General features: G+C 49.1%; 29 protein-coding genes. 11 read left to right on the top strand and 18 right to left on the bottom strand.

Features of this window, described 5'->3' with window-relative positions; all coding sequences use genetic code 11:
• Positions 1-162: 162 nt before the first annotated feature.
• A complete protein-coding gene (locus tag AC5JLB_RS18705) occupies positions 163-450 on the bottom strand; it encodes a YggT family protein (protein WP_495875336.1) in 288 nt (95 codons plus the stop codon).
• A 209-nt stretch (positions 451-659) separates the two neighbouring features.
• Here AC5JLB_RS18705 and psbX point away from each other — a divergent pair, with 209 nt between their 5' ends.
• The 4 genes from psbX (at position 660) to AC5JLB_RS18685 (ending at position 2,922) form a co-directional block, all read left to right on the top strand.
• On the top strand, positions 660-782 hold the full coding sequence (gene psbX / locus AC5JLB_RS18700; RefSeq protein WP_495875335.1) for a photosystem II reaction center protein PsbX: 123 nt from the start codon (positions 660-662) through the stop codon (positions 780-782).
• 199 nt (positions 783-981) lie between these two features.
• Positions 982-1,758: a Ycf66 family protein gene (locus AC5JLB_RS18695; RefSeq protein WP_495875334.1), complete on the top strand. Its 777-nt coding sequence runs from the start codon at positions 982-984 to the stop codon at positions 1,756-1,758.
• A 92-nt stretch (positions 1,759-1,850) separates the two neighbouring features.
• The gene (locus AC5JLB_RS18690) at positions 1,851-2,381 is read left to right on the top strand and encodes a biopolymer transporter Tol (protein ID WP_495875333.1); all 531 of its coding nucleotides are present in this window, start codon (positions 1,851-1,853) and stop codon (positions 2,379-2,381) included.
• A gap of 16 nt (positions 2,382-2,397) precedes the next feature.
• Positions 2,398-2,922, top strand: coding sequence for a TolB family protein (locus AC5JLB_RS18685; RefSeq protein WP_495875332.1), 525 nt, complete (start codon positions 2,398-2,400; stop codon positions 2,920-2,922).
• 6 nt (positions 2,923-2,928) lie between these two features.
• Here AC5JLB_RS18685 and AC5JLB_RS18680 read toward each other — a convergent pair whose 3' ends face one another.
• On the bottom strand, positions 2,929-3,108 hold the full coding sequence (locus tag AC5JLB_RS18680; protein ID WP_495875331.1) for a chlorophyll a/b-binding protein: 180 nt from the start codon (positions 3,106-3,108) through the stop codon (positions 2,929-2,931).
• A complete protein-coding gene (locus AC5JLB_RS18675) occupies positions 3,105-4,094 on the bottom strand; it encodes a succinate dehydrogenase/fumarate reductase iron-sulfur subunit (protein WP_495875330.1) in 990 nt (329 codons plus the stop codon). Before AC5JLB_RS18675 ends, AC5JLB_RS18680 begins: the two co-directional genes overlap by 4 nt.
• A gap of 763 nt (positions 4,095-4,857) precedes the next feature.
• Between AC5JLB_RS18675 and AC5JLB_RS18670 the strand changes: the two genes are divergently transcribed.
• Positions 4,858-5,262, top strand: coding sequence for an AbrB family transcriptional regulator (locus tag AC5JLB_RS18670; RefSeq protein WP_495875329.1), 405 nt, complete (start codon positions 4,858-4,860; stop codon positions 5,260-5,262).
• Between the two features lie 39 nt (positions 5,263-5,301).
• A complete protein-coding gene (locus AC5JLB_RS18665; protein ID WP_495875328.1) occupies positions 5,302-6,144 on the top strand; it encodes a CPBP family intramembrane glutamic endopeptidase in 843 nt (280 codons plus the stop codon).
• Here AC5JLB_RS18665 and cbiE read toward each other — a convergent pair.
• From cbiE to AC5JLB_RS18650, 3 genes are read right to left on the bottom strand one after another with little or no spacing between them, the layout of a single operon-like run.
• On the bottom strand, positions 6,141-7,394 hold the full coding sequence (gene cbiE / locus AC5JLB_RS18660; protein ID WP_495875327.1) for a precorrin-6y C5,15-methyltransferase (decarboxylating) subunit CbiE: 1,254 nt from the start codon (positions 7,392-7,394) through the stop codon (positions 6,141-6,143). The two genes, AC5JLB_RS18665 and cbiE, sit on opposite strands and share 4 nt — an antisense overlap.
• Positions 7,391-8,002 (bottom strand): cobalt-precorrin-8X methylmutase, encoded by a 612-nt coding sequence (locus AC5JLB_RS18655; RefSeq protein ID WP_495875326.1) that lies wholly within the window; start codon positions 8,000-8,002, stop codon positions 7,391-7,393. Before AC5JLB_RS18655 ends, cbiE begins: the two co-directional genes overlap by 4 nt.
• A 15-nt stretch (positions 8,003-8,017) precedes the next feature.
• Positions 8,018-8,836: a DUF1868 domain-containing protein gene (locus AC5JLB_RS18650; protein ID WP_495875325.1), complete on the bottom strand. Its 819-nt coding sequence runs from the start codon at positions 8,834-8,836 to the stop codon at positions 8,018-8,020.
• Positions 8,837-8,963: 127 nt separating this feature from the next.
• Between AC5JLB_RS18650 and holA the strand changes: the two genes are divergently transcribed.
• Complete coding sequence (gene holA, locus AC5JLB_RS18645) at positions 8,964-9,950, top strand: DNA polymerase III subunit delta (RefSeq protein ID WP_495875324.1); 987 nt, start codon at positions 8,964-8,966, stop codon at positions 9,948-9,950.
• A 172-nt stretch (positions 9,951-10,122) separates the two neighbouring features.
• Positions 10,123-10,599 (top strand): DUF4168 domain-containing protein, encoded by a 477-nt coding sequence (locus tag AC5JLB_RS18640; RefSeq protein ID WP_495875323.1) that lies wholly within the window; start codon positions 10,123-10,125, stop codon positions 10,597-10,599.
• A gap of 8 nt (positions 10,600-10,607) precedes the next feature.
• On the opposite strand, the gene AC5JLB_RS18635 is transcribed toward AC5JLB_RS18640, so the two are convergent.
• The 7 genes from AC5JLB_RS18635 to glyA all read right to left on the bottom strand — a co-directional run bounded on the left by AC5JLB_RS18635 (position 10,608) and on the right by glyA (position 15,860).
• Positions 10,608-10,868, bottom strand: coding sequence for a hypothetical protein (locus tag AC5JLB_RS18635; RefSeq protein ID WP_495875322.1), 261 nt, complete (start codon positions 10,866-10,868; stop codon positions 10,608-10,610).
• 95 nt (positions 10,869-10,963) lie between these two features.
• Positions 10,964-11,152, bottom strand: a complete 189-nt coding sequence (locus AC5JLB_RS18630; protein WP_495875321.1) for a DUF4089 domain-containing protein — start codon at positions 11,150-11,152, stop codon at positions 10,964-10,966.
• A 60-nt stretch (positions 11,153-11,212) separates the two neighbouring features.
• A complete protein-coding gene (gene aroQ / locus AC5JLB_RS18625) occupies positions 11,213-11,653 on the bottom strand; it encodes a type II 3-dehydroquinate dehydratase (protein WP_495875320.1) in 441 nt (146 codons plus the stop codon).
• Positions 11,654-11,670: 17 nt separating this feature from the next.
• Entirely contained in the window at positions 11,671-11,805 is a 135-nt protein-coding gene (locus AC5JLB_RS18620; RefSeq protein WP_495695589.1) for a hypothetical protein, read from the bottom strand.
• A gap of 171 nt (positions 11,806-11,976) precedes the next feature.
• Complete coding sequence (locus tag AC5JLB_RS18615; protein WP_495875319.1) at positions 11,977-13,227, bottom strand: competence/damage-inducible protein A; 1,251 nt, start codon at positions 13,225-13,227, stop codon at positions 11,977-11,979.
• Between the two features lie 75 nt (positions 13,228-13,302).
• Entirely contained in the window at positions 13,303-14,334 is a 1,032-nt protein-coding gene (locus AC5JLB_RS18610) for a glycosyltransferase family 4 protein (protein WP_495875318.1), read from the bottom strand.
• A gap of 242 nt (positions 14,335-14,576) precedes the next feature.
• Complete coding sequence (glyA, locus tag AC5JLB_RS18605) at positions 14,577-15,860, bottom strand: serine hydroxymethyltransferase (protein ID WP_495875317.1); 1,284 nt, start codon at positions 15,858-15,860, stop codon at positions 14,577-14,579.
• A gap of 223 nt (positions 15,861-16,083) precedes the next feature.
• On the opposite strand from glyA, the gene glmU reads away from it, so the two are divergent.
• Entirely contained in the window at positions 16,084-17,448 is a 1,365-nt protein-coding gene (gene glmU / locus AC5JLB_RS18600; RefSeq protein ID WP_495875316.1) for a bifunctional UDP-N-acetylglucosamine diphosphorylase/glucosamine-1-phosphate N-acetyltransferase GlmU, read from the top strand.
• A 42-nt stretch (positions 17,449-17,490) separates the two neighbouring features.
• Here glmU and AC5JLB_RS18595 read toward each other — a convergent pair whose 3' ends face one another.
• The 3 genes from AC5JLB_RS18595 to AC5JLB_RS18585 are packed head-to-tail and all read right to left on the bottom strand — an operon-like array spanning position 17,491 to position 19,286.
• Positions 17,491-18,441: an isoaspartyl peptidase/L-asparaginase gene (locus tag AC5JLB_RS18595; RefSeq protein ID WP_495875315.1), complete on the bottom strand. Its 951-nt coding sequence runs from the start codon at positions 18,439-18,441 to the stop codon at positions 17,491-17,493.
• 42 nt (positions 18,442-18,483) lie between these two features.
• Positions 18,484-19,122, bottom strand: coding sequence for a Uma2 family endonuclease (locus AC5JLB_RS18590; RefSeq protein WP_495875314.1), 639 nt, complete (start codon positions 19,120-19,122; stop codon positions 18,484-18,486).
• Entirely contained in the window at positions 19,119-19,286 is a 168-nt protein-coding gene (locus AC5JLB_RS18585; protein ID WP_495875313.1) for a DUF2256 domain-containing protein, read from the bottom strand. Before AC5JLB_RS18585 ends, AC5JLB_RS18590 begins: the two co-directional genes overlap by 4 nt.
• A gap of 420 nt (positions 19,287-19,706) precedes the next feature.
• On the opposite strand from AC5JLB_RS18585, the gene AC5JLB_RS18580 reads away from it, so the two are divergent.
• Positions 19,707-20,483, top strand: a complete 777-nt coding sequence (locus AC5JLB_RS18580; RefSeq protein WP_495875312.1) for an RNA methyltransferase — start codon at positions 19,707-19,709, stop codon at positions 20,481-20,483.
• 4 nt (positions 20,484-20,487) lie between these two features.
• On the opposite strand, the gene AC5JLB_RS18575 is transcribed toward AC5JLB_RS18580, so the two are convergent.
• Positions 20,488-20,976 carry an SAM-dependent methyltransferase gene (locus tag AC5JLB_RS18575; protein WP_495875311.1) on the bottom strand — a complete coding sequence of 163 codons (489 nt, stop codon included), beginning with the start codon at positions 20,974-20,976 and terminating at the stop codon, positions 20,488-20,490.
• A gap of 60 nt (positions 20,977-21,036) precedes the next feature.
• Positions 21,037-22,161, bottom strand: a complete 1,125-nt coding sequence (gene hppD, locus AC5JLB_RS18570) for a 4-hydroxyphenylpyruvate dioxygenase (RefSeq protein WP_495875310.1) — start codon at positions 22,159-22,161, stop codon at positions 21,037-21,039.
• 517 nt (positions 22,162-22,678) lie between these two features.
• On the opposite strand from hppD, the gene AC5JLB_RS18565 reads away from it, so the two are divergent.
• A complete protein-coding gene (locus tag AC5JLB_RS18565) occupies positions 22,679-23,695 on the top strand; it encodes a helix-turn-helix domain-containing protein (RefSeq protein ID WP_495875309.1) in 1,017 nt (338 codons plus the stop codon).
• The last annotated feature ends 35 nt before the right edge of the window (positions 23,696-23,730 follow it).

The following is a 23,730-nucleotide window of genomic DNA, read 5'->3' as shown; positions in this document are numbered from 1 at the left end:
AGGGCAGAAACAACTGCTCCATTCTGCTTTTTCTCTCATAGATAAACCAGCCCTGGTCTCCCAATGGGGGTTTGGGAGCAAGCCCCCAAGGATCGGAACCCGAAGTCTAGGCAGAAACAGAACACCTCCCGCCTACACCTCCCCTCCAGAATCACCAACTCCTTAATGCAACGCCATCGTAATCAGCCCTTGCTGACCCAACAATAGTTCTCTCACTAAACTAAAAATTCCCACCCAAAGAATCGGCGTAATATCCACTCCACCCAACGGTGGAACAACTCTGCGCGAAGGTGCTAAAAAAGGCTCCGTCGGAACCGCCACCAGATTGAAAGGAAACCTCTTCAAATCCACCTGTGGATACCACGTCAACACAATCCGAAAAATAAAGAGAAACGTCATCAAGCCAAGCAGAATGCTAAATGACCAAGCCGCAACTGTAGAACCTGTCATAACCTGTAGCGCGTAAATGTTTAAGCTTTGTAACTCTTTCTCATTCTATCGAGAATCGGTCAACCTCACCAAACCCCTTTACACTGACACTCTTCTAACTCCACAGCCCCAGCGCTCCTCCCCATCCCTGATCTTGATCTATACAACGTTGTGACAAACCATTAAAATTATTAGCACTTGGTTGTTGTCTTCAAAGGATAGTAAAGTCCATGACTCCTTCTTTAATGAACTTTTTGCTCAGCCTCCTCGCGGGTCTACTCGTCGTTGTCGTTCCGGCAACCGTTGGACTCATCATCATCAGTCAAGCTGATAAAGTTCAACGCGGCTCATGACCGTTCGCGAATAGCTGCCAACATATTAAAATTTCCCTCAAGCTGAAATCACAGCGATAATTAAAGCTCAGCCTCAGTTTCCGTCGAGACATCGCTACTTGTAGCCATTCTCTTCACCGACTGAGGTTTTTGCTTGCAGTTTGGTGGTGCTTTGAATCGTTAGCCGCTAACATAGGTCTTATCTAGGAGAAGCGATCGCATGAGTATTTTTGATATCGGTTTAGCGAGTAGTTCGCACCTATACCTGGCGCAAGTTGCCTTTCAGTTCAATCTCGCCAGCGTGACGGGAATCGTTCTTGCCGTCGGCGGCGCAGCGCTCTATGCCGTGCGATCGGTGCGCCCCCAACTGTCTAGAGACCACGACATCTTCTTCTCAGCGGTCGGTCTGCTCTGCGGCTTAATTTTGATCTTCTACGGCTGGCGCTTCGACCCGATCATGCAATTCGGTCAAGTGTTGCTGAGCGGCTCCGCTATTTTCTTCGTGGTTGAGAATTTGCGCCTACGGCAAGTCTCTACCGAGCAAGCCAAACGCACCGCCCCAATTGTCGATAACGAGCGTCCCGTCAGCCGCACATATCAAGCTGAATTTGACGAGCGTGAGATGTTTGACGATCGCTCAGGTCGGAGTATTCGCAGTAGCCGAGACGTGCGATCACGAGATGACTACGAAGATCGTCCGAAAACTCGTCGCGCAGCCTCCCGCAATGAACCTCGCCTCGCACCTGCCGACGAGCGCGAGCGTCGTCCCCGTCGCTCGGTTGACGACCCGCTCGTAGATGACGTCAACGATACATCAGGTGGTTGGGGCAGTAGTTCTCGCAGTCGCACGACTCCCTCTCGCTCTCCGAATCGCTCTTCCCGTCCTAAGCGTCGCCCCTCTGAGAACGTCAACCGACCCAGCAGAGACGATGCCAACTATGTAGACTATCGGCCCATTGATTCCAACGACAACGAGCGAGACAACTGGAGCGAGTAAATCAACAAAACTTAAATTGGGTTTGGGAGCGTACAGTATTAGTGCGCTCCTAATTTTTTGAGCCAAATTTTGGATCAGTCGGTTGAATGGTAATGAGGCTACATTTTTTTGCAATAGGATGGCTATTGAGCGTTTTGGCTGCCTGTAGCCCGGTCGAAACTGTGCTGGGCGGATCTTCGCTCAATAGCCGCTACAACGATGAGCAGCCGTCTCTTAGCGGTGATGGTCGCCTGATGGCGTTTGTTTCCGATCGCCAAGGAGGACGGAACATTTTGGTGTATAACCTAGAGGAACGACGGTTTATCGACCTGCCCCGCTTAAACCGACGCAACGCGATCGCAGAAAGTCCCAGCCTCAGCTATACGGGTCGTTATTTAGTCTACTTGTCGAGCGATCGCGGCATTCCCGAACTTCGTCTCTACGATCGCGCGGTTGGGCAATCTCAATCGTTGTTATCGCTGTATCAAGGCTGGGTGCGACACCCAAACATCAGTCCTGACGGGCGATACGTCACCTTCGAGAGTAGCAGTCGCGGACAGTGGGACATCGAAGTGTTTGACCGGGGGGCAGGAATCGAGTTAGATATTCCGAATGGTCGTCCTGTCGTTTCACCGAGTCCTTAGTTAAAGTTTATTTTGTGTGAACCGTTCTACTGTTGTCATTGCAGCTATCACGACTCTACTTGGCGGATGTGGGGGAAGTCACCTGATTGGATTTCCGTTTGATCCCGTCGGCGGACGCAGCTTGAACAGTGCCTTTGCCGATCTCAACCCGCGCATTTCCAGACAATTCATTGTGTTTGCCTCCGATCGGCGCGGCAATCAAGATATTTATCTTTACGATACGATCGCTCAACGCCTGATCGATCTCCCCGGACTGAACGCCTTTGACACCGTTGAGTCGAACCCTTCGATTACAGAAGATGGTCGATATATTGTATTTGAAGGTAGCCGTCAGGGAAGATCTGGAATTTATCTCTACGATCGCGAGTATCGTCAACTGAGAAATTTAACCGAGAGCCTGCGCGCCGAAGTCCGAAACCCAGTAATTAGCGCCGATGGACGCGCGATCGCGTTCGAGTCAAACGCTAGAGGTCAATGGGATTTGCTGGTTTATAACCGAGCCGGACAGCCCCTACCCGGAATTCAGACTGACCCCCAATAAAAATTGCTAAAAGCCAAGCCACGTAAAGAAGTCCTGACGGGTGACAAACTGGAGAATCAGCAGTGCGACAAATCCGATCATGGCAAATCGACCATTAATTTGTTCGGCATAAGCCGTCCAACCAAAGCTCGGCTCGGCTGGACTGTCTGATTTCAAGTCAGTATCTGGAGTGGAATCAGGGTTCATGACTTTGACGTTGCCTCAAATGCTTGTACAGATTCAATCAGCGATCGCACTTGTTTTTGACCTTCGGACGGCTCAAACTTGAGCGGAAACTTGCCGCGAGCAATCATGCGCAGTCCGAGTGGAGCAAGACTCGCCAAGCCTTGAAGGTCTTTGAACAAATTGCCTACCACTCTTAGCCCAAACTGTCGCTCATCAATCCAGCCGCCTTGCTTGACAAGCTCGATTAGCGTCCTCCGGTGACGAATCGAACGGGTGACTTGCCTGTCTTTGCGCTCCAGAATGTCCTGCTTAATCTTGCTAATTTGGTCCATGGGCGCGACATCCATCGGGCACACTGAATTGCAGTAATAGCAGCGAGTACAGCCCCATACGCCGTCGGTGGACTGGTTATATTTCTCTAACCGCTCGTCTGTTGCGCGATCGCGGTTATCTGCCAACATTCGGTAGGCTTTTGCCAACGCATGCGGCCCCACAAAATTGGGATTGACTTCACGGGCATTGCATTCTGAATAGCACGCCCCGCACATAATGCAATTTCCGGTCTGATTGAGTTTGGCCCGATCTTCAGGCGATTGCAAAAATTCTCGTTCTGGAATCTGACGAGATGCGGTGCTGACATAAGGATCGATCGCTTTCAGCGTGCCCCAAAAGTCTTTCATGTCGACCACGAGATCTTTGATCACGGGCATGTTGCCGAGGGGCGCAATTGTAATTTCGGGAACGGCTGATTCGGCGGCAAACCGAGCCACTTCACCTCCCACGTTTTCCTTGCAGGCTAAAGCAGAGCGTCCGTTGATTCGCATCGCGCAACTTCCACAAATAGTATTGCGACAATTTTTGCGATACGCGAGCGTTCCGTCTTGCTCCCACTTAATCTGATTGAGACAGTCGAGAATTGTGTTTCCTGGCTCAGCATCAAGCGTGTAGGACTGAACCTGCGGCGCGCTCCCCTGCTCCTGACGAATAATCTTAAAGACAACTTGCATTTTGATAACCGCACTTCTGAACTTCAGAGGGTCAACGTATGGACAACAACGATACGGAATCGGAGCATTGTTTGATAGAAATTAAACCTAAAAGAAATTTGCCTTAGTCAACAAAGACACTTTTCAATCTATTGACCGTCATATCGTTAGCTCGGCTTCCGCATAACTTTAGTGTATCATCACCATTCAGAATGAAACGGTGGCTCATGCTCCTTTAACTAGGCTCCTTTAACTAGATAGATTGAACGTTAAGAAATCCGTGATACTGAGCCAATAAGATTAATGATTCAGACGGTCTAAGCTCTAACAAGCAGCTTACTTAGTAAGAGTTATTGAAGGTAAGAGTTATTGAATCACCGTTTCCAGATAAAGACACCTTAAATTTCTTCCAAAACCGCCGAACTTACTGTTTTGATTGCTTAAAAATTCCATTTTATGCGAATTGCTCATGTTTCTAGAGCAGAACACCGCATCCAAACCAATTGTTACGGAGATTTTCACGCAATAAGTCTTTTGCTTTTTTGCTAATAACCTTGTGCTCGACACCCGTTAATTTACAGATTCCGGTTGAGAAATTAAATCAGATTTTCAAGAATACTAAGCGCTCGTACATGACTGCAAACCTAAATTAAAATTAATACTAAAGGAATTTATTCAAAAGCCCTATTCAAATAGAATCGTTTAGAGATATATTCTATAAAGTCAAACATTTAGAGTTGACGCTAATTACCATTCCAGAAATCGTAAGGATATTCTGTAGCAGATGACTGAACCTGCAACCACTCCTTTAACGGGGAAGGCATTACTTCAAAAGGTCAAAGAACTGTCGCACTTGCCGCGTCGGGAAACTGCAAAGCGTTGTGGCTATTACACCACTACCAAAAATGATCAGACTCGCGTTAACTTGACTGACTTTTATGATGCATTGTTAGTCGCGAGAGGGGTTCCTCTGGGTTCGGAAAGTTCAAAAGACGGGCGCGGACGAGAACCGACCTATCGGGTTAGTGTGCATCAAAATGGTCAAATTGTGATTGGAGCCGCCTACACGAAAGCAATGGGCTTAAAGCCAGGAGATGAGTTTGAAATTAAGCTTGGTTACAAGCATATTCATCTCATTCAGCTTGATGCCGATAAGAGTGATAGAAATGGCGATAATGAAGAGGAGTAAAAATTCTTCCGTTGCTCATTGACATTAGCAGGTCATCATTTGTCTTTTGATTTTTTATCGTTGCCCTTTTTTAGCCGCGTTGGTTTGTTCCTGACAGAATTACCAACGGGGTTAGAGATAGGGTTCTTTTTTTTAATTTGGGGATTGCTCTGGCTACCGATCGCTGTTCTGCTAGCGATCGCGCTCAAATGGCATCCTTCCAAACCGCTAGAAATTCGTCAAAAGCTCCCGCTGGTTGCCTCGCTCTATGTCTTTGCTCCTTTTGTTTTATGGAGTTTTGCGCGGCTACAAGGGCTACCATTTGCAGCGTTTGGTTGGCACTGGGATAGCTACACTTTAAACTCTTTTGCTTTAGGACTTGGAATTGGCGCGATCGGGCTACTTCTCCTATTTGGGCTGCAAACGTTGCTCGGCTGGGTAACCTGGAAGGTGCAATGGCGGTCAGTTGCCACTGCGATCGCTACGTCGCTGCTGATTGGGGTGGCGATCGCGGGCATCGAAGAACTGGTGTTTCGCGGCTTTGTGTTTGGTCAACTGCTGCAAGAGTATGACTTTTGGACAGGCGCGATCGCGTCAAGCATTATTTTTGCCATTCTCCACCTAGTTTGGGAAGGTACAGAAAACATTCCTCAACTTCCAGGACTCTCGCTGATGGGCGTTGTGCTGTGTCTTGCGGTTTCTTTTAAGTCAGGACAGCCAGAATTAGGACTTGCTTGGGGCTTACACGCGGGCTGGATTTGGGCAATGGCAAGTTTAGACGCTGCTGTGAACTATACTCAAAGCGCTCCAGATTGGTTAACCGGACTAGATAACAAACCGCTTGCCGGATTTATGGGGTTAGGATTTTTGCTGGCAACGGCAGGAATTGTTCTCGCGCTCTAGGGTCGGTTGAGTGTGATTAGGGTGACGGGATTAAGTGGGGTAAACCGAGTGAGAGCCGCGACTGGCGTTGATCGGGCAATCTGAATCTGCAACAAACGGTAATTCCAAGCCGAAGATTTGAGAGATATCATCGCTTGGGTTAGATGTTCTAGCGTCGCTAAGGCTAAAACAATCACTCCTTCTTCGGCTAATTGAGCCATACACGCCTTGAGAATGTCCTCTAGGTTGCCTCCGCTGCCACCAATAAAAACGCGATCGGGCGGTGGTAATTCTTCTAATACTTGAGGTGCAGCTCCGTGAACTGGCTGAATGTTGTTTACCCCAAATCGATCGGCATTTTTTTGAATGAGCGTGATGCCCGCTGCCGTTTTCTCGATCGCAAAAATTTGAGATGTAGGACAAAGCCGTGCGATCTCGATCGCGACTGACCCAGTTCCAGCACCAATATCCCAAACAATTTGATTTGATCGCAGGGCGAGTTCTGCGATCGCTAAAACCCGAATTTCTCGCTTGGTCATCAATCCCGGACGATCGCTAAAACTCAAGAAACTCTGATCGGGCAATCCGAATAAGGGAAGTGCTTGTAATAGTGCTTCATTTCTGTTTTGTCGGTTCAAAATCACAACGTTCAACGCGGCAAACGTCCGATGTTGAAGCTCACGAAAATCTTGAACCTCTAAAATTTGTTCATTCGAGCCGCCTAAGTTTTCGCACACCCAAACTCGATAAGTGCTAGGTAGATCGAGAGAGAGCAACAGAGATGCGATCGCGCTGGGACTGTTGATCGCATCAGTCAAGACCGCAATGGTCTCTACTCCTTGGCTCAGCGCCCCAATCAGTTCGTCGAGCGATCGCCCATGGGCGCTAATGATTCGCGCATCGTGCCACGACAACTTGACGCGGCTAAACGCAAGCTGCACTGAACTGAGATGCGGATGAAACGTCAGTTGTTCCGGCGGAAACGCTTCGAGTAACAGCCGACCGAATCCAAAAAAGAGCGGATCGCCGGACGTGAGAATGACAATGGCGGAAACGGGAGGATGTTGTTTGATTTGAGCGATCGCGGTGTTGAGATTGCTTAAACGGATGCGATCGCCCCCATGATTGGGGAAGTAACTGAGATGGCGATCGCTGCCGACCAACACATCTGCCGTTGCAGCCAGATGCTTGACTGATGCGCTCAGTCCTGCCGCGCCATCTAGCCCAATGCCAACTACATGAATTGGCGGTGGAGCTAACTTGCTCGTCATTTCCCGTCCCAGGCCATTACGATCAAAGCATTTAGAATCGCGGCGGCGACAGGAGATCCCCCCTTTCGTCCGTCTACTCGAATTTGAGGAACGGGTGTTCGAGACAGCATCGTTTTGGACTCCACAACCGAAATAAAGCCAACGGGTGCCCCAATCACTAGAGCAGGGCTGACGGATGTTTCCCTAACACGTTGGCACAAAGCTAGAAGTGCCGTTGGAGCGTTGCCAATGACATAGATAGCCTCTGGGTACTGCTTTAGACAGCGTAGCAATCCAGTTTCGGTTCGCGTTTTGCCAGGAAGTGCTTCTGTTGCTTGTTCAACGGCACTAATTAACGGATTTTTGAATGTCTGCTGCACCAAATTAACGCTGCCCTGACGCACCATACTGACATCAGTAACGATGGGAATCCCTTGCTGCAACGCCGCTATCCCCGACTCGATCGCGCCCTCACTGAACTGGACTAGGTGTTTGAACTCAAAATCGGCGGTGCTATGAATAATGCGCCGGACGATCGCATACTCGGCAGGCGCAAAGCGATGCTCACCGATTTCTTGATCGATGACTGCAAAGCTTTGCTGCATGATGGGGTGAACGGGCAACGTCATACTTAAACCTGAACCTTAAAACTGGAACGTCGCCCAGTCGGGTTCGCGGTAATAGGTCGCCATATCATCGAACTTGCGAACTTCAGCCTGATGAACCCAGAAATCGTAGGAACTGCCGATCCACGGTTGATTTAACTGATCCAAAGTCTGGACTAACGCTTCTCGGTTTAAATCTGGTTTGAGTTCACCAAAGTAGCCCAGCGTGATGTGCGGGGTGAAGTAGTACTGCTGCTCAATTCCCACCTCAATCAAATCGGGATTTTGATAAATTGCTCGCCGCAACCGAATTGCTCGATTGTAAGCATCTTCATGCGTCGGAGCCAAGCAAACCGCGATCGATCGCGTCATGACCATTAGCCCCAGCACCTGAAACCGGAGCGGTGCATCTTGGGATATTGACTCACACTGGCGGAAACTATTCGCCACGCGATCGCGCAATCGCTGATCGAACCCTGGGGTTTGGGAGGCATGACGGTAAGCACTATCCCAGATCAAGTCTGCCAGCGTCAGATGAAAACTCTCTGGCGGTACAAGCGCCAAAAAATCGACTCCCAATTGCTGCTGAATCTGGGCTTGATAAACTTGAAGGTAATCATATAGGGCAGCATTCTTGTGATCGTCCGCGCCCACCGGTGTTATGACAGCGAATCCCGGAAACGGCATCGCCTGCCAACCTTGCTCTGAGCGTTGGAACTTTGGGGATTCCTGAATGTGCTGCACCTGTGACGCGTGGGTTTCTGGAAGCGTCAGCCGCATAACTCGGTTCAGGTAAGTCTGATAATTTTCGTCCAACTCGATCGCCTCGTCGCTTAACTCGATAAAGTAGAAATCCATCCTTAATCTAGCCGTAAATGAACCCTTCACTCTGCGTAAATAGCGATAACAAGGAGTGAATTCTTCTAATACGGGGATCAAGCTTAAATAAACTTAAAAAAATCTGAAGATTTAATTATAAAGGAATATGCCGATTTATCTATATTGGGGCGACGATGGATATGCCCTGTCGAAAGCGGTTAAAACGTTGCAGCAAAAAACTCTTGATCCGGCGTGGGAGAGTTTCAACTTCGACAAAATTTCTTCTGAGCCGTCAGATGCAGTGATGCAAGCGCTTAACCAAGCCATGACTCCTCCCTTCGGAACGGGTAGTCGTTTGGTCTGGTTGGTCGATACAACCCTCGTGCAGCGTTGCTCAGAAGAGTTACTGAGGGAACTTGAACGCACGCTGCCTTCGATTCCCGAAACAACAACGTTGCTTTTAACCAGTGCTGGCAAACCTGATGGACGCTTAAAATCGACCAAGCTGTTGCAAAAGCACGCTCAAATTCAAGAGTTTTCCCCGATCCCACCCTGGAAAACTGACCTTTTAGCGCGGCAAGTTCAGCAAGTTGCTCAGGAAATCGGCATTAAACTCACAGCGAGTGCCGTGGAATACTTGGTAGAAGCGGTCGGCAACAACACACGACAACTTTATAGTGAACTTGAGAAACTTCGGGTGTTCACGGGAGAATCGAGTCAAGCCCTAACCGCAGACGCGATCGCGCCTCTGATCACGGCAACCGCCCAAAATAGCCTTAAACTCGTTGCTGCTATTCGTCAGGGTAAAACAGCTCAGGCTCTGGAACTTGTCGCTGATTTAGTTCGTCAAAACGAACCTGCTCTTAAAATCGTAAGTACTTTGGTTGGACAGTTTCGCCTCCGGTTATGGATCAAACTGATGCAGGAATCGGGAGAAGACGAGTCTGCTATTACAAAAGCGGCTGAGCTAAATAATCCGAGGCAACTTTATTTTCTTCAAAAAGAACTGTCCGGAATTCCTCTAGGTCAACTCCAGCGATCGCTTCCTGTATTGCTTGATCTAGAATTTGGTCTCAAGCGTAGTGCTGACGAGACGCTAATTCTACAAACCAAGGTGATTGAATTATGCGAACTCTTCCGACGACCTGAATAAACGCTGTATTGTGGAAAAGTGTAGTAAATGAGACTTGCTCTTTCCAACGTTCACCTAAGTTTTCGATCAATTCGCTAAAATTTTGCCCGTTTTCTGGAACTTATTGCCAATAAAATAATTCAAGACTAATGAACCTCAACCGTGTGCTAGTTTGCGGAATGTCACACCTCCTATGATGAATCGTGCTTTCTCTCTCTCTGCTCGAACGCAGCAAGTCTTGACTCACTCTCTCTTGGTCGGAAGTCTTTCGACGATCGCACTCCTCTGTGGCTGGACGCCCAGCTTTTCTGGACAAGTTGCCTCATTTGATTCGGCAGCCTCTGCTCAGGAAGCTCCTTTTACTCGGTACGTTCGGGCAGCGGTCGAAATTGAAAAAACGCGGCAACGTCTGCTTGATCAGGTTAAACAGTTGACAGGCGGCAGTGTGCCGAGCAATGTCTGCCATGCGGATAACATCGAGAAAACTAATCCTGGCATTCGCGATCAGGTGAAGGGCATCTGCGACACTTTTGCGGCGCAAGCGGGGCAAATTGTGGCGCGCAATAATCTTAAGCGCGAAGAATTTAACCAATTTCAGATGAAAGCTCAGCAAGATGCGAGTGTGCGATCGCAGATCAAAAGCGAGATTGAGCGATTGGGTCTTCGCTAAACCAACCGCTAGAACGCCTCAGTTACAGTCTGTAAAGGTTCATCCCAACGGCAGACTGTAATTTGCGTTGCTTCAATCTGAGCCGCAACGGGCAGCACCGGGACGCACGAGTACTTCTTTGCCGTCCAACAGCATTGTTTGTTGGCTAAGTTTAGGAGCGACGCAGGGACTGGGGCAAGAATGATATCAATGTGCTGAAAAACTTCTCGAAGGCGATCGCGATACCACTGGCGAAACCGTTGAGCTTGTACATACCACGCTCCTGGCACGAAGCAGCTTGCTAGGAATCGATCGCGGTTGTCTCTGAAACTTCTTGTTCTCGAATTGAGCGTGCAATCCTTGTAGCGTCAGGGTATTGCATCACTCACGGCTCAAACGTTGAGGCAGGTTCAATGTCACTAGGAAGCGGAAACTCTAGAACGAGTTGAGCAATCGCCTGAATTCGCTCAAGGTTCGCAACTACGCTATCTCGATAGGCGATGGGAATGGGCACGTCTACTGCACCGCTCCTTGCCTCAACAAACGCTGATCCGTTAAACTGCTTAGCTATCATTAACCCTCGTTATCAGTGACCGTTCCGCCTAAAATAAGGCAGTTGAGCCATCTAAAAAAGCTACAACTGCTGCAAATGGGTCACAAGAGCATGAAGTCCTAGACGATAGCTGTCTGCGCCAAATCCACAAATCTGGCCAATCGCGACGGGCGCGATGTACGAGTGGTGGCGAAACTCTTCTCGGCGATGAATATTGCTTAAATGAACCTCTACCGTGGGAAGGCTAACTCCCGCGATCGCGTCCCGAAGCGCCACACTCGTATGAGTGTATGCCCCAGGATTAATTAGAATACCGTCGTGCTTGTCAAATGCATCGTGAATCGCGTCAATTAAAACGCCTTCATGATTAGACTGCAAAGAAACCAAGCTCACACTTAATGCCTGAGCTTCTTCTTCTAACCGACGGGCAATTTCATCCAGCGTAACCGAACCATAAACTCCAGGTTCTCTTCTACCTAAAAGATTAAGGTTTGGTCCATGGAGAACCAAAATACTGTACACGATAAAATCCGTGCTTGTTAGCGACGATAGCGCTCATCTACAGGGATTGGAATGGGTTCAGCTTCAGGCTGGGTTTCGGGACCCAGAAGCGCCTCAATTAGTCTTCGTCCCCACTCTTTTAGCTTTTCTAGAACCTTGTCGATGTAATCCATTGAGCAGACAACTCCTGCGATATGTCTGAGCTTTTGCCTAACTGCGATACAACCAATATTAACAAAAGCCTAATTTGATATTAACAGGGAGTCAAGTTAATTCCAATGCTTCCCTCGGTGTATTCGCTGTAGTTTTCCAATTCTAACCAAAGATAGGGATCTTGATCCCATTCATACTCCTCTTTCAAGTAAGCGCCGCCGGAGTTGATCTAGCGCACTGCATGCGCTCGCTCGTTGAACCCAATCTCGACCGCGATCGCCAAACCGGAACTCGAAATTGGTCACATCTTCAGGAGAGGCTAAGCCAATGTAGACTAACCCGACGGGTTTAGTGTCGGTTCCGCCGCCCGGTCCAGCAATGCCCGTAATGCTCAGTCCCCAAGTTGTGTTGAGACGCGCTCTCACACCCACTGCCATTTGCTCGGCGACGATCGCGCTCACCGCTCCAACTTGTTCTAACGCTTGAGAGTCCACTCCTAAAAGGGCTTCTTTCACCGCGTTATCGTAAGAAATAATGCCTCCCATAAAGTAAGTAGAACTGCCTGAAATCGTGGTTATCATCTGTCCGAGCCTACCTCCCGTGCAGGATTCGGCAACGCTCAACGTGGATTGAGCCGTGGTGAGCAAGTCCCCCACAACGGACGCCAGCGAGTCTTCATCGACTCCATAGCAATCGATGCCTGCAATTTGGCGGAGTTCTTGCTCAACCGGGGCAATCAGAGCGGAGGCAGCATTCTCCGATGTGGCTCTAGCAGAAATCCGCAGCTTGACTTCTCCTAAATTGGCGTAGGGCGCAACTGTTGGATTCTGCAAATCAAAAAACGTGGCCGCCTTTTCTGCCAGCATCGATTCTGAAATTCCCCAAAATCTTAGGGTTCGACTGACGATCGTGACTTGTCCCCATCCTTGGCTTCTGAGATATGGCACCGCGATCTGTTGCCACATCACTTTCATTTCGCTAGGCACACCTGGAAAGGTAAGAATGGTAAGATTCGGTCGCGGTTGCCAGATCATGCCTGGAGCGCTGCCCACTGGATTGTAGAGAATCTGTGCGCCTTCGGGTAAAAGTGCTTGTTTGCGGTTGTTGTCGGTCATCTGACGACCACGCTGCGCAAATTTTTGAGCAATATCCTCAACGATTTCTGGCTTTTCGATTAGAGGAGTACTGAAAAAATCCGCGATCGTTTCGGTGGTCAAATCATCGGGAGTCGGTCCTAGTCCACCTGTAAAGATGAGGAGTTCTGCGCGATCGCTGGCTACTGCGATCGCACTTTTTAGCCGTTCTGGGTTATCGCCCACAACCGTCTGAAAAAAATGCGGAATGCCCAACTCAGCCAACTGCTGCGCTAGAAACTGAGCATTAGAATTCAAAATATCACCGAGTAGCAACTCAGTTCCGACACTAATAATTTCTGCACTCATAACAGGAAAAATAATTCATCTAGTACAGTGATCTAGGCTGAATCAAGAATACCGTCTCGTGCCAACTTAAGGGTTCTAACGGGCAGTGCGCCAAACTTGCCAACTGGTCAAACTCAAGATGACTGTGGCCCCGATCGCATACCCTACTCCGCTCGGCATTCCGGCAACCGCCATGGCTAAACTTCCGGCCCATAGCGTCAGCGAGTAGATAAACACAACTGTTAGCCGATGAGACAATCCTGCTTTGATTAATCGATGATGGAGATGACCTTTATCGGCAACAAACGGGGACTTACCCCGCCGCAAGCGATCGAGGATAACGGCTGACATATCGAGAATCGGAACGGCTAGAATCACATACGGCAATAGGACTGCAACAGTGGTCACGCTCTTCACCAAGCCAATCACGCCAACGCCTGCTAATGTAAAGCCAATAAAATACGCCCCACCATCACCCATAAAAATTTGCGCTGGATTGAAGTTGTAGCGCAAGAATCCTAGGGTTCCTCCAGCTAAAGCTGCTGCGATAATAGCTGCTGCGGGCTGTCCCATAAACAGACAGGTCCAGAACATCACGACTGCGGCGATTCCTGACACGCCTGCTGCTAAACCATCTAGACCATCAATCCAGTTAATCGCATTCGCCATGCCGACCAGCCAAATTACGGTGATGGGTAAGCTAAACCAGTCGGGCAATTGAATGAGTCCAGCCGAGGGATTCGTTAGAAAATCGATCTGAACGCCTGACTGCCAAGCCAAACTCGCGACGGCGATCTGTAGAATTAGACGAGTTTTAGGTGAGAGATTGAAGATATCATCTGCTAGTCCAATCAGAAAAAAGGCAACGCCCCCAAGCGCAACACCCCAGACTCCGTATTCGTCTTTTGGATTTAGAACCCCAAATCCGCCTGTCCACCAGACTACTAAGAGCGCAATCAATACACCAGTAAAAATCGCCACGCCGCCCAACCGAACCATGGGACGTTGATGGACTTTGCGACTGTTGGGAGAATCGACTAATCCAGCTCGAAGACCAATCTTTCTAATAACAGGCGTACTCAGAAAGACAACGAGGGCTGATATTAGGAATGCAGCTAGAAAGGGCATCAGAAATTGTGGGTTGGGAATTGGTGAGCGTCAGGCAGAGTGTACTACAGATTCAACGATACTTAGCAAAGAAATATTAAGCGCAACCAAATTCTAAGGGTTGAGTCTCAATATTTCTATACTCTCCAGAGTAGATTTTGTTCGCTTACAAAAAAGAGCGCCATTTTTGGGCGCTCTTGTAACGACTATTCATGAAACCAGATCTAGAAACTGGAAAAACCTTGAGATTTCAGCACAACCTCTTAGACTAATGCTGGAATTTGAGCGCCTAAATGCGGGTAGAGCGGAAAGCGATCGCACAATGCCGCCACACGCTTTAAACAAGTTTGAGTCACTGTTTCATCGTCAGGACTGGTTAAACGATCGGCAATGATGTTGGCAATTTCGGTAAATTCAGAGGTTCCCATGCCACGAGTCGTCATTGCGGCGGAACCGAGTCTCAATCCACTCGTAACAAACGGGGATTCAGGGTCAAACGGCACCGTATTTTTGTTAGCGGTGATGTTAACGGTGCTGACTAACCCATCGGCAATCTTTCCGGTCATACCGATTGATCGCAAATCCACCAGCATCAAATGGTTATCCGTGCCACCAGAGACAATTTTGAAGCCTCGCGCTTGCAACTGGGTTGCCATGGCTTGAGCGTTTGCGATCACATTCGCGCAGTAGGTCTTAAATTCGGGCTTTAAAGCTTCCCCGAATGCCACCGCTTTTCCGGCGATGACATGCTCTAACGGTCCGCCTTGAGAGCCAGGGAAAACGGCTTTATCAAGCTGCTTACCCAGATCCGCATCTCGAGTAAGGATTAATCCACCTCTTGGGCCTCTCAACGTTTTGTGGGTGGTTGTGGTGACGACATCGCAGAAGGGAAGGGGATTGGGGTGATGCCCCGTTGCAACCAAGCCCGCAATGTGAGCAATATCGGCCAATAAATACGCGCCGACTTCATCTGCGATCGCCCGGAATTTCTCAAAGTCAATGATGCGCGGATAAGCAGAATACCCACAGATCAGCATCTTAGGACGGTGCTTCAGCGCTAACTCCCGAATCTGATCGAAGTCTAGCTGCTCGGTTTCTTGACTCACACCATAGTGATAGACATTGAACCACTTACCAGAGACGTTAACAGGTGAGCCATGAGTCAGGTGTCCGCCATGAGACAAATCCATCCCCATGATCGTGTCACCCGGTTTTAGCATCGCCAAAAACACAGCAAAGTTTGCCTGTGCACCAGAGTGAGGCTGAACATTAGCATGGGCCGCGCCGAATAATTCTTTGGCGCGATCGATGGCGATTTCTTCGATGCGATCGACAAACTCGCAGCCGCCGTAATAGCGCTTGCTCGGTAACCCCTCAGCATACTTGTTGGTCAACACTGAGCCTTGAGCCGCCATCACCGCTGGCGAGGTAAAATTCTCACTCGCAATCAATTCCAGGTGGTCTCGCTGACGTTGCAACTCCTGGTGGATCAGATCGGCAACAGCAGAATCAGTTTGGGTCAGAAAGTCTGAATTGGTTTGAGTCACAACACAAGTCCTTGAATGCGTCATTCGTAATTCGTAATCGCACTTTACAAATTACGAACTACGCTGTTGAGGTTTCGATCATAGCGTTGATCGCCTCCTCGCAACGGAGTTAAATCTGAAGTTTGTAAAAAATTGTTCTGACAGTTATGAGGAACTCGAGAAGTCGTGTAGACATGCTGATGACACGGTATACTCCGTTGAAGTTTAGACACAGAAGGACGTTATGGTAGCGGTCGCAATTCTGGCAGCAGGGCGGGGAACGCGGATGAAATCGGATTTGCCGAAGGTGCTGCATCCGTTGGGCAGCCGATCGCTGGTCGAACGAGTGCTAGATAGTGTGACTGGGTTGAATCCCTCTCGTCGCTTGGTGATTGTGGGCTATCGGAGTGAGCTGGTTCGAGACGCGTTGGCAAGCTACCCGGCAACGGTTGAGTTTGTTGAGCAGACGGAGCAACTCGGCACCGGACACGCGATTCAACAACTGCTGCCCCATCTAGAAGGATTCGATGAGGATTTGCTCGTTCTCAACGGTGATGTGCCGCTCCTGCGTCCTGAAACGTTAGAGCTATTTCTGACTACGCATCGAGAGAAGGCCAACCCCGCCTCAATTTTGACGGCACATATTCCCAATCCCAAAGGATATGGGCGGGTATTTTGCGATGAACGCCAGAATTTGCAGGCTATTGTTGAAGATCGAGACTGCACGCCCGAACAACGGCAAAATCAGCGCGTGAATGCGGGCGTTTATTGTTTACGCTGGAAGGATTTGGCGGAGGTGTTGCCGAAACTGACCTCGAATAATAATCAGAAAGAATATTATTTAACAGATGCAGTAAACTTCCTCAGTCCTGTGACTGTGTTTGATGTGGAGGATTATCAGGAGATTTTAGGCATCAACGATCGCAAGCAGCTTTCAGAGTCCTATAGTATTCTCCAAACGCGAATTAAAGACCATTGGATGGCGCAAGGCGTCACAATTATTGATCCAAGCAGTGTCACGATCGATGACTCTGTAACGCTTCAATCTAATGTGATTATTGAACCGCAAACTCACTTACGCGGAAAGACGGCGATTGGCTCAGGCAGCCGCATTGGTCCTGGAAGTTTGATCGAAGACAGCCAGATCGGAGAAAACGTGACGCTGTTATTCTCAGTGGTTTGTGAGAGCGCCGTGCAGTCTGAAACGCGAGTTGGTCCTTATGCTCACATTCGAGGTGAGGCAACCGTCGGTGCAGGATGCCGCATTGGAAACTTCGTGGAATTGAAAAATTCTCAGCTGGGCGAAAATACAAATGTGGCTCACCTATCGTACGTGGGTGACGCATCGCTCGGCGATCGCGTCAATATTGGTGCAGGAACGATTACGGTGAATTACGATGGCGTTAACAAACATCGCACCACGATTGGCGATCGCACTAAAATCGGCTCCAACAATACGCTCGTTGCGCCGCTCACAATTGGCGAAGATGTCACCACGGCAGCAGGTTCAACCATCACCGACGATCTGCCGAATGATTGTCTAGCGATCGCGCGATCGCGGCAAGTTGTCAAACCAGGATGGCGCATGAAGGACAAAGGAAATTCTTGATGAGCCATAGTCGAAACCAGTGAAGGGCTAGAGACTGTTGCCTCAGGCGACGCCGATTTGAAGACCGATATCGGCGTCGAGCGTATCGCCCAGGCCATTTTCATTGTGATAAGCGGCAAGTAAGACTTCACTCGTTTTGCCCCACGCGATCGCACCTGTGGCATCTAGCCCGATAGCACCCAAATCGCGTCCATGCTGGTGTGCCTCAGAAAACGATTTCCAAAAGGCATCCTGTAACGATTGTCCATCCGTCACCCGAATCACGATGCGCGGGGCTAAGCACTCATCCATGATGTCTTCCCCAATTCCAGTACAACTGACGCCCGCTTGCGCTGTAGCGTAGTTTCCGGCAGGCATTGCTGAATCACTAACGCGCCCAATTCGCTCAAAGCCTTTGCCGCCGGTAGAGGTTCCTGATGCTAGATGTCCTTGAGCATCGAGCGCTACCACGCCGATCGTTCCGCGCCCCGCTTCGGTAACGAGTTCTCGCTCCGCCACAACGCCTGCCATCGCCTTGTCAAAGTTTCCTGCTCGTTCTTGAATCCATTCTTGCAGGCGCACTTCGGTCAGGGGGTCGTACAACGGAATATTCAGTTCTCGTAGCAGATCTGCCGAGCCGTAGTCGGAGAGAACGCGATCGTCAGAATCTTGCAGAAACAGCGCTAGATCGATCGGATTTTTGATGCGTGACGTGTTGATCACGCCGCTAAAGCTTTGTTTGGCTCCATTCATCAGTGAGGCACTCATGCGGATCTGTCCATCCGATTGCAGCACAGACCCAGTGCCCGCATTAAAGCGAGGATCGTTTTCTAGAAGCTGGCATCCTAAAACAACGGCTTCTGTTGCGGTCACGCCTGACAGTAGCTGAGCGTAAACTTCTTCAACGACCGCACATAGGGATTTTCTCACGACATCTGCGCCGCCTTTTCCTTTCAGCGAACTTCCTGCTCCTCCATGAATAATCAGTTTTGGCTGGACTCGATTCGCTGACATGGTAATCCTCATTGAAAAATGCTCGGACAAGAGCTTACCATGCTAATTCGCCGATTCACTGGCTTGAATAAGCTGATCGACAGTGAGGTTTAGTGCTGGAAAGGTGGGGGAGAGGATGCGATCGCTGCCTTTAAACAAAGCCACAGAATACTCATCGTCAGACAGGACATAGACTGAGACGGTTGGTTCTTTGGGTGAGCCAATCAGTCGTTTTGCGCCTAAGCCGCGATAATCGACGATCCAATATTCAGGAATTCTTAACAACTCATACTCAGCCAGCTTTTTAGAATAATCAACCCGCCAGTTTGTGCTGACCACTTCGATTACCAGTTTGGCAGACACTCCAATCGAAATTGTTGACGCTTTTTTCCAATATGGATCAGTCCCTACCGTTTCGCGGTTCAGAACAATGATGTCAGGCAAATAGGCTTCAAACTCTTCTGAAGGCTTGACTAGACAGCTTCGAGGAATAAAGTAGGGCAGCCCTAACCGATAAATTTCGAGCGTTAGTTGATCTGAAATAAATCCTCCAACTTGCTCGTGAGGACCAGTCGGGCGCATCTCTACAATTGCTCCGTAATGAAGTTCATATCGTCCTCCGTCTTCCGGGCATTGCGTCAGAAACTCGTCAAATGTCAGCTTTTGCTGCTGATCTTGTGACTGAGGTAGAGCTTGCATCATGGCGTTTCCTCTTTGTTGGCTTGCGACTTATGACGCCGACACCGATCGGAACAATATTTCACGTCGTCCCAACAGTCCGCCCATTTTTTGCGCCAGGTAAAGGGTAGTCCGCAAACGGGACAGATTTTGGTGGGTAAATCAGATTTTGCGCGATGGCGAGGCATAGGGGAAGGGATGAGGGATGAGGGATGAGGGATGAAACAAGAGAAATAACTATGGCAGAACTGACGGATTGAGTAGTATTACAACCCTGGCTTTAAGTGACACGAAGCCGATTTGTCACGACACTAAACCTTGACGTAACCACAGGCGTTGTGTTTGTAACCCCAGGCATCCGGTTCGTAACCACACTAAACCTCGACGTAACCACAGGCATTGTATTTGTAACCACAGGCATTGTATTTGTAACCACACTAAACCTTGAAGTAGCAACTGATGGATTTGACGCAAGATCGGCAACAATTTGCCTGAGTCTTGTGTGAAGTGCTGCAAAGGCTCAAACTCTAAAATAAATTAGCAAAGACTCAATAGGTATATCCTTCATTCTAAAGCCCCCCTCCTTCATCCCTCATCCCTCATCCCTCATGCCCGATCCTGCCTTGTCTAGAGTTCGCATTGTTTTAGTAGAGCCTGCCGGAGCGCTCAATGTCGGCTCGATCGCTCGCGTGATGAAAAACATGGGATTGCATCATCTCGTGCTGGTGAATCCTCAGTGCGATCGCACCTCTGAAGAAGCACGACGGATGGCAGTTCATGCGGCGGATGTATTGGAAGCGGCAACGATCGCAACAAGTTTGCCAGAAGCGCTGAAAGGGTGTCATCGCGCGATCGCAACGACTGCCCGCACTCGTGCCATAGCCACCACCCTTGAGTCTCCTAAAACCGCTCTTCCTTGGCTGATCGACACTACGACCGAACACTCTGCCCTCATCTTTGGCTCAGAAGAACATGGTCTCAGCAACGAAGACCTAAACTATGCTCAGCGATTTATCTGCATTCCGTCTAGTCCTGAGTACTCGTCTCTCAATTTGGCGCAAGCGGTAGCGGTATGCTGCTACGAGCTTTATGGACTAACGCAAGAAAAACCAATACAGCCCGTCGTTTCGCCCCCTCCAACGGATGAAACCGTTGCCGCGATCGATAGCTTAGAAAACTACTACCAGCACTTAGAAACCGTCTTACTCAACATCGGATATCTCTATCCACATACTGCACCTAGTCGAATGGAAAAATTCCGTCGATTGTTTAATCGGGCGTCTCTGTCAGAACCAGAAGTAGCCATGCTGCGGGGAATTTTGCGGCAGGTGGAATGGGCGATCGAAGAAAGGGATGAGGGAGGAGAGATGAAGGATGAGGGATGAAGGACTAGATTGGAGTCCTTGGAATTTGCCAGTGGTAGATCGTGGATTCCTCTTCGATATGATCGAGTTTGATCACCTGTTCGGGTTGCCAATCGCCCATATCGAAATCAAGCGACAGAATTTGCGTGCCGGGTTGCAGTTGGTTGAATAGGATTGGACGCAGTTTGAGATTTAGATGAGGTAACAAGTAGAGAATGACAATCGTCGCGTCCGAAACATTGCTCTCGAACAAATCGGCTTGCCGGAAAGAGACCTGATGACTCACGCCTGCTGTTTCCGCGTGCGATCGCGCCTCTGCAATTCTCACTGGATCGATATCAATTCCAACCCCGCGAGCGCCATAGGCTTGAGCAGCACGAATCAAAATCCGCCCGTCTCCGCTCCCCAAGTCGTAAATCACATCCGTCGGAGTGACGTGCGCCAAATTTAGCAAGGCGTCGATCGCTTCATCGGGAGTCGGAATGAAGCCAATGTCAGGTTTGCGGAGCAGCATGGTTACACTTAGAACTAATTACACCTAGAACTGATTACACTTAAGAACAAGATTTTGATCTTAGCGGTTGAGGCTGCCTCGCTTCAGTTGTTCTCGTTCGATCGCTTCAAACAAGGCTCGGAAATTTCCTTCTCCAAATCCTTGCGCGTGCTGAATCTTCTGGTCAATGCAATACTGCCGTCGTTCGATTAGCTCAAAGAAAAAAGTTGGCTGCTCAAAAATTGGCTGCGTGAACGTTTGTAGCAAAATCGCTTCAGGAGTATCCGCTTGCCAATCAACGAGAATTTGTTGAGCCGCGATCGCGCTCAACTCCTGTTGGGTTAGCAAACATCCGTCCCGGTGACAAAGCTGATCGTAGTAGCACGATGGAACCTGTAGAAATGAAAGATTGGCTTGACCACGGGTTGCGGTGTTTTGAGAGTGTCGCAAGGTGCTCACGGCACTCACCAAATTTTCGGTCTGCAATGCAATATGCTGCACTCCCGCTCCCCGATTTAAGTCTAAAAATTCTTGAATTTGAGAGCTTTCCGAACTTGGTTCATTAATTGGAAATCGAATTCCAGTGTTCGGATGCTGCATCACGCGGCTACACAACCCAGAATAATTTGTCTCAATCTCAAACTTCTGTTGAGCTTCAAATCCTAAAACATGCTGATACCAAGTAACAGCAGAATCTAAATCGCCAATCGGAACATTAAGAACAATGTGATCAATTTCTTTAAAGTACTCAGCGTTAACTGGATAACCATCTAAATGCGATATCGATAACTCTGCTTGAGGCAATACAGATGTCAATCCAGTCCGCTCAATCAACGTGTGCTGCAAGGTTCCCCACGCGCCAATTTTTGCCCACTTAACGCAACCATTTTGCTGCTGATCTTGACGGATTGGTTGTAGAGCGATCGCACCTTCTGCAACCGCGCACCGCATCGATTCCTCTAGATTGCCAACGCTAAATGCTACATCCACAACACCCGGAGGATGAAGCTGTAGAAAGGGGTGAACCGGACTATCCGTTGTCCTCGCGGACGACAACACGAAATGGATCGAACCGCTCCTCACCACCTCGTGTTGAGTGTGAGCATCAAAGGCTGAGCTTACTGCCCAAAATCCCATGTTTCGAGTAAACCAATCTCGCAACGATTGAGCATCGTCTACATAAAATTGAACGTAGTCAATCTGCATAAAATCCGGTACACGACAAACACTCTGCTTGTAGATTTTGCCGCGATCGCACACATTCCAGGTCAACCGAAAGAAAGAATTCGTAATTTGATAGCCTTCTCGCTGAAGGTCGTTAATTTCGCTAAACCTTCATGTTTAGGGCGACGCTGTTCAATCCGTCAGTAATCTCCGCTAAATTTGCTACGACAGATGTGACGGTTATTAAGCTGCCCACTGATAAATTTCACTCGTAGCTTAACGTGCCGTCCAAATCAAGCTCTTTTCCTCCAGTATTAAAATTTTTGCTCAGAACTCGACGCGAAGGCTGAATCTATGCACGATAACGCAAAGCGCCATTCCTCAGAAGCGCATCCTCTTGATTGAGCATCAAGTTTGTATTCCTTTACACCCTATTAGACATACTGACACTGCCTCACAATTAAGCACATCTGATTATTGCCCTGTTACCCTTGACTGGTATAGTGAGGACTGCTTTAAAGTGCTCTTGTCGTGATGTGCAGCCGTAGGGGAAATTATCGTGGAGTTTCTAGGGTCGTCGGCGCAAGCAGAACAACTGAAGGTCATCGGTAGCCGATTAAGCGAAGAGCGACAAAATCGCTCGGTTTCGCTACAACAGGTCGCTGCCAAAACTTACATTCCGTTGCGCTTGCTAAATGCGATCGAAGCAGGTCGCTTGGACTTGCTGCCGGAACCTGTCTTCATTCAAGGATTCATTCGGCGCTATGCCGATATGCTGGGATTAGATGGAATGTCAATCTCTAAAGAGTTTCCAGTGAACCCTTCTCCGGTGCCCATCACTCCTGAGACGATCAAGACCACCCTGCCACCTGTGCCTATAGAGACTGACACTGCAAAGGTTGACCCTATAAAGGCTGACACTACAGAGGCTAACAACACTGTTGACAACACGGCAAGAATTAACACGACAGGGGCTGACCCGGCAAGGGTTAATGTGACCCCGCCGCCTGCTGACCCCCTCCCTGTGCCTGCTCTCAAGGTTGAGCGCCCTGTCTCGTCAGAATCCTCGTTTGATTCTGATAACAAGTCTGAAGGAGCCTCTAAGCTACCTTGGATTGTAGGAGGCGTCCTTGGACTCGGTGCGATCGCGCTTCTAGCATCCCTGCTTAATCGCCCCGCTCCGCCCAAACCTGCTCAAAACCCTGCTGTTCCTGCCACGTCTGCCTCTAAAGCACCCGCCACATCTCCCGCATCAGCTCCAGCTACGACTGAAGCAAGCTCTGCTCCGTCTCCTGTAGCAAGCCCAACCATTTCTCCAGAGGCGACTGGCCCGGTCGCAGTCGAACTAAGCTTTACCGATGATAGCTGGGTCGAAATTCAAGCCGATGGAGAAGTCGTGTTTGAGGGAACGCTACTCAAAGGCACAAAAAGATTATGGTCAGGGAAAGATCAGGTCGTGGTTAGCGCTGGCAATGCAGGTGCGGTATCAGCGTCATATAACAAGAGTGCTGCCAAAACGTTGGGCGCACTTGGAGATGTGACGACGACCACATTTCCGCCAATCGCAGGGCAGTAATTAGCAGTCCTGGTCGTTGATCAAAAACTCCTCCG

Source organism: Myxacorys chilensis, from assembly GCF_059505265.1.
The sequence above is the reverse complement of the archived record's forward strand: the minus strand, read 5'-3'. Positions and strand labels throughout refer to the sequence as shown.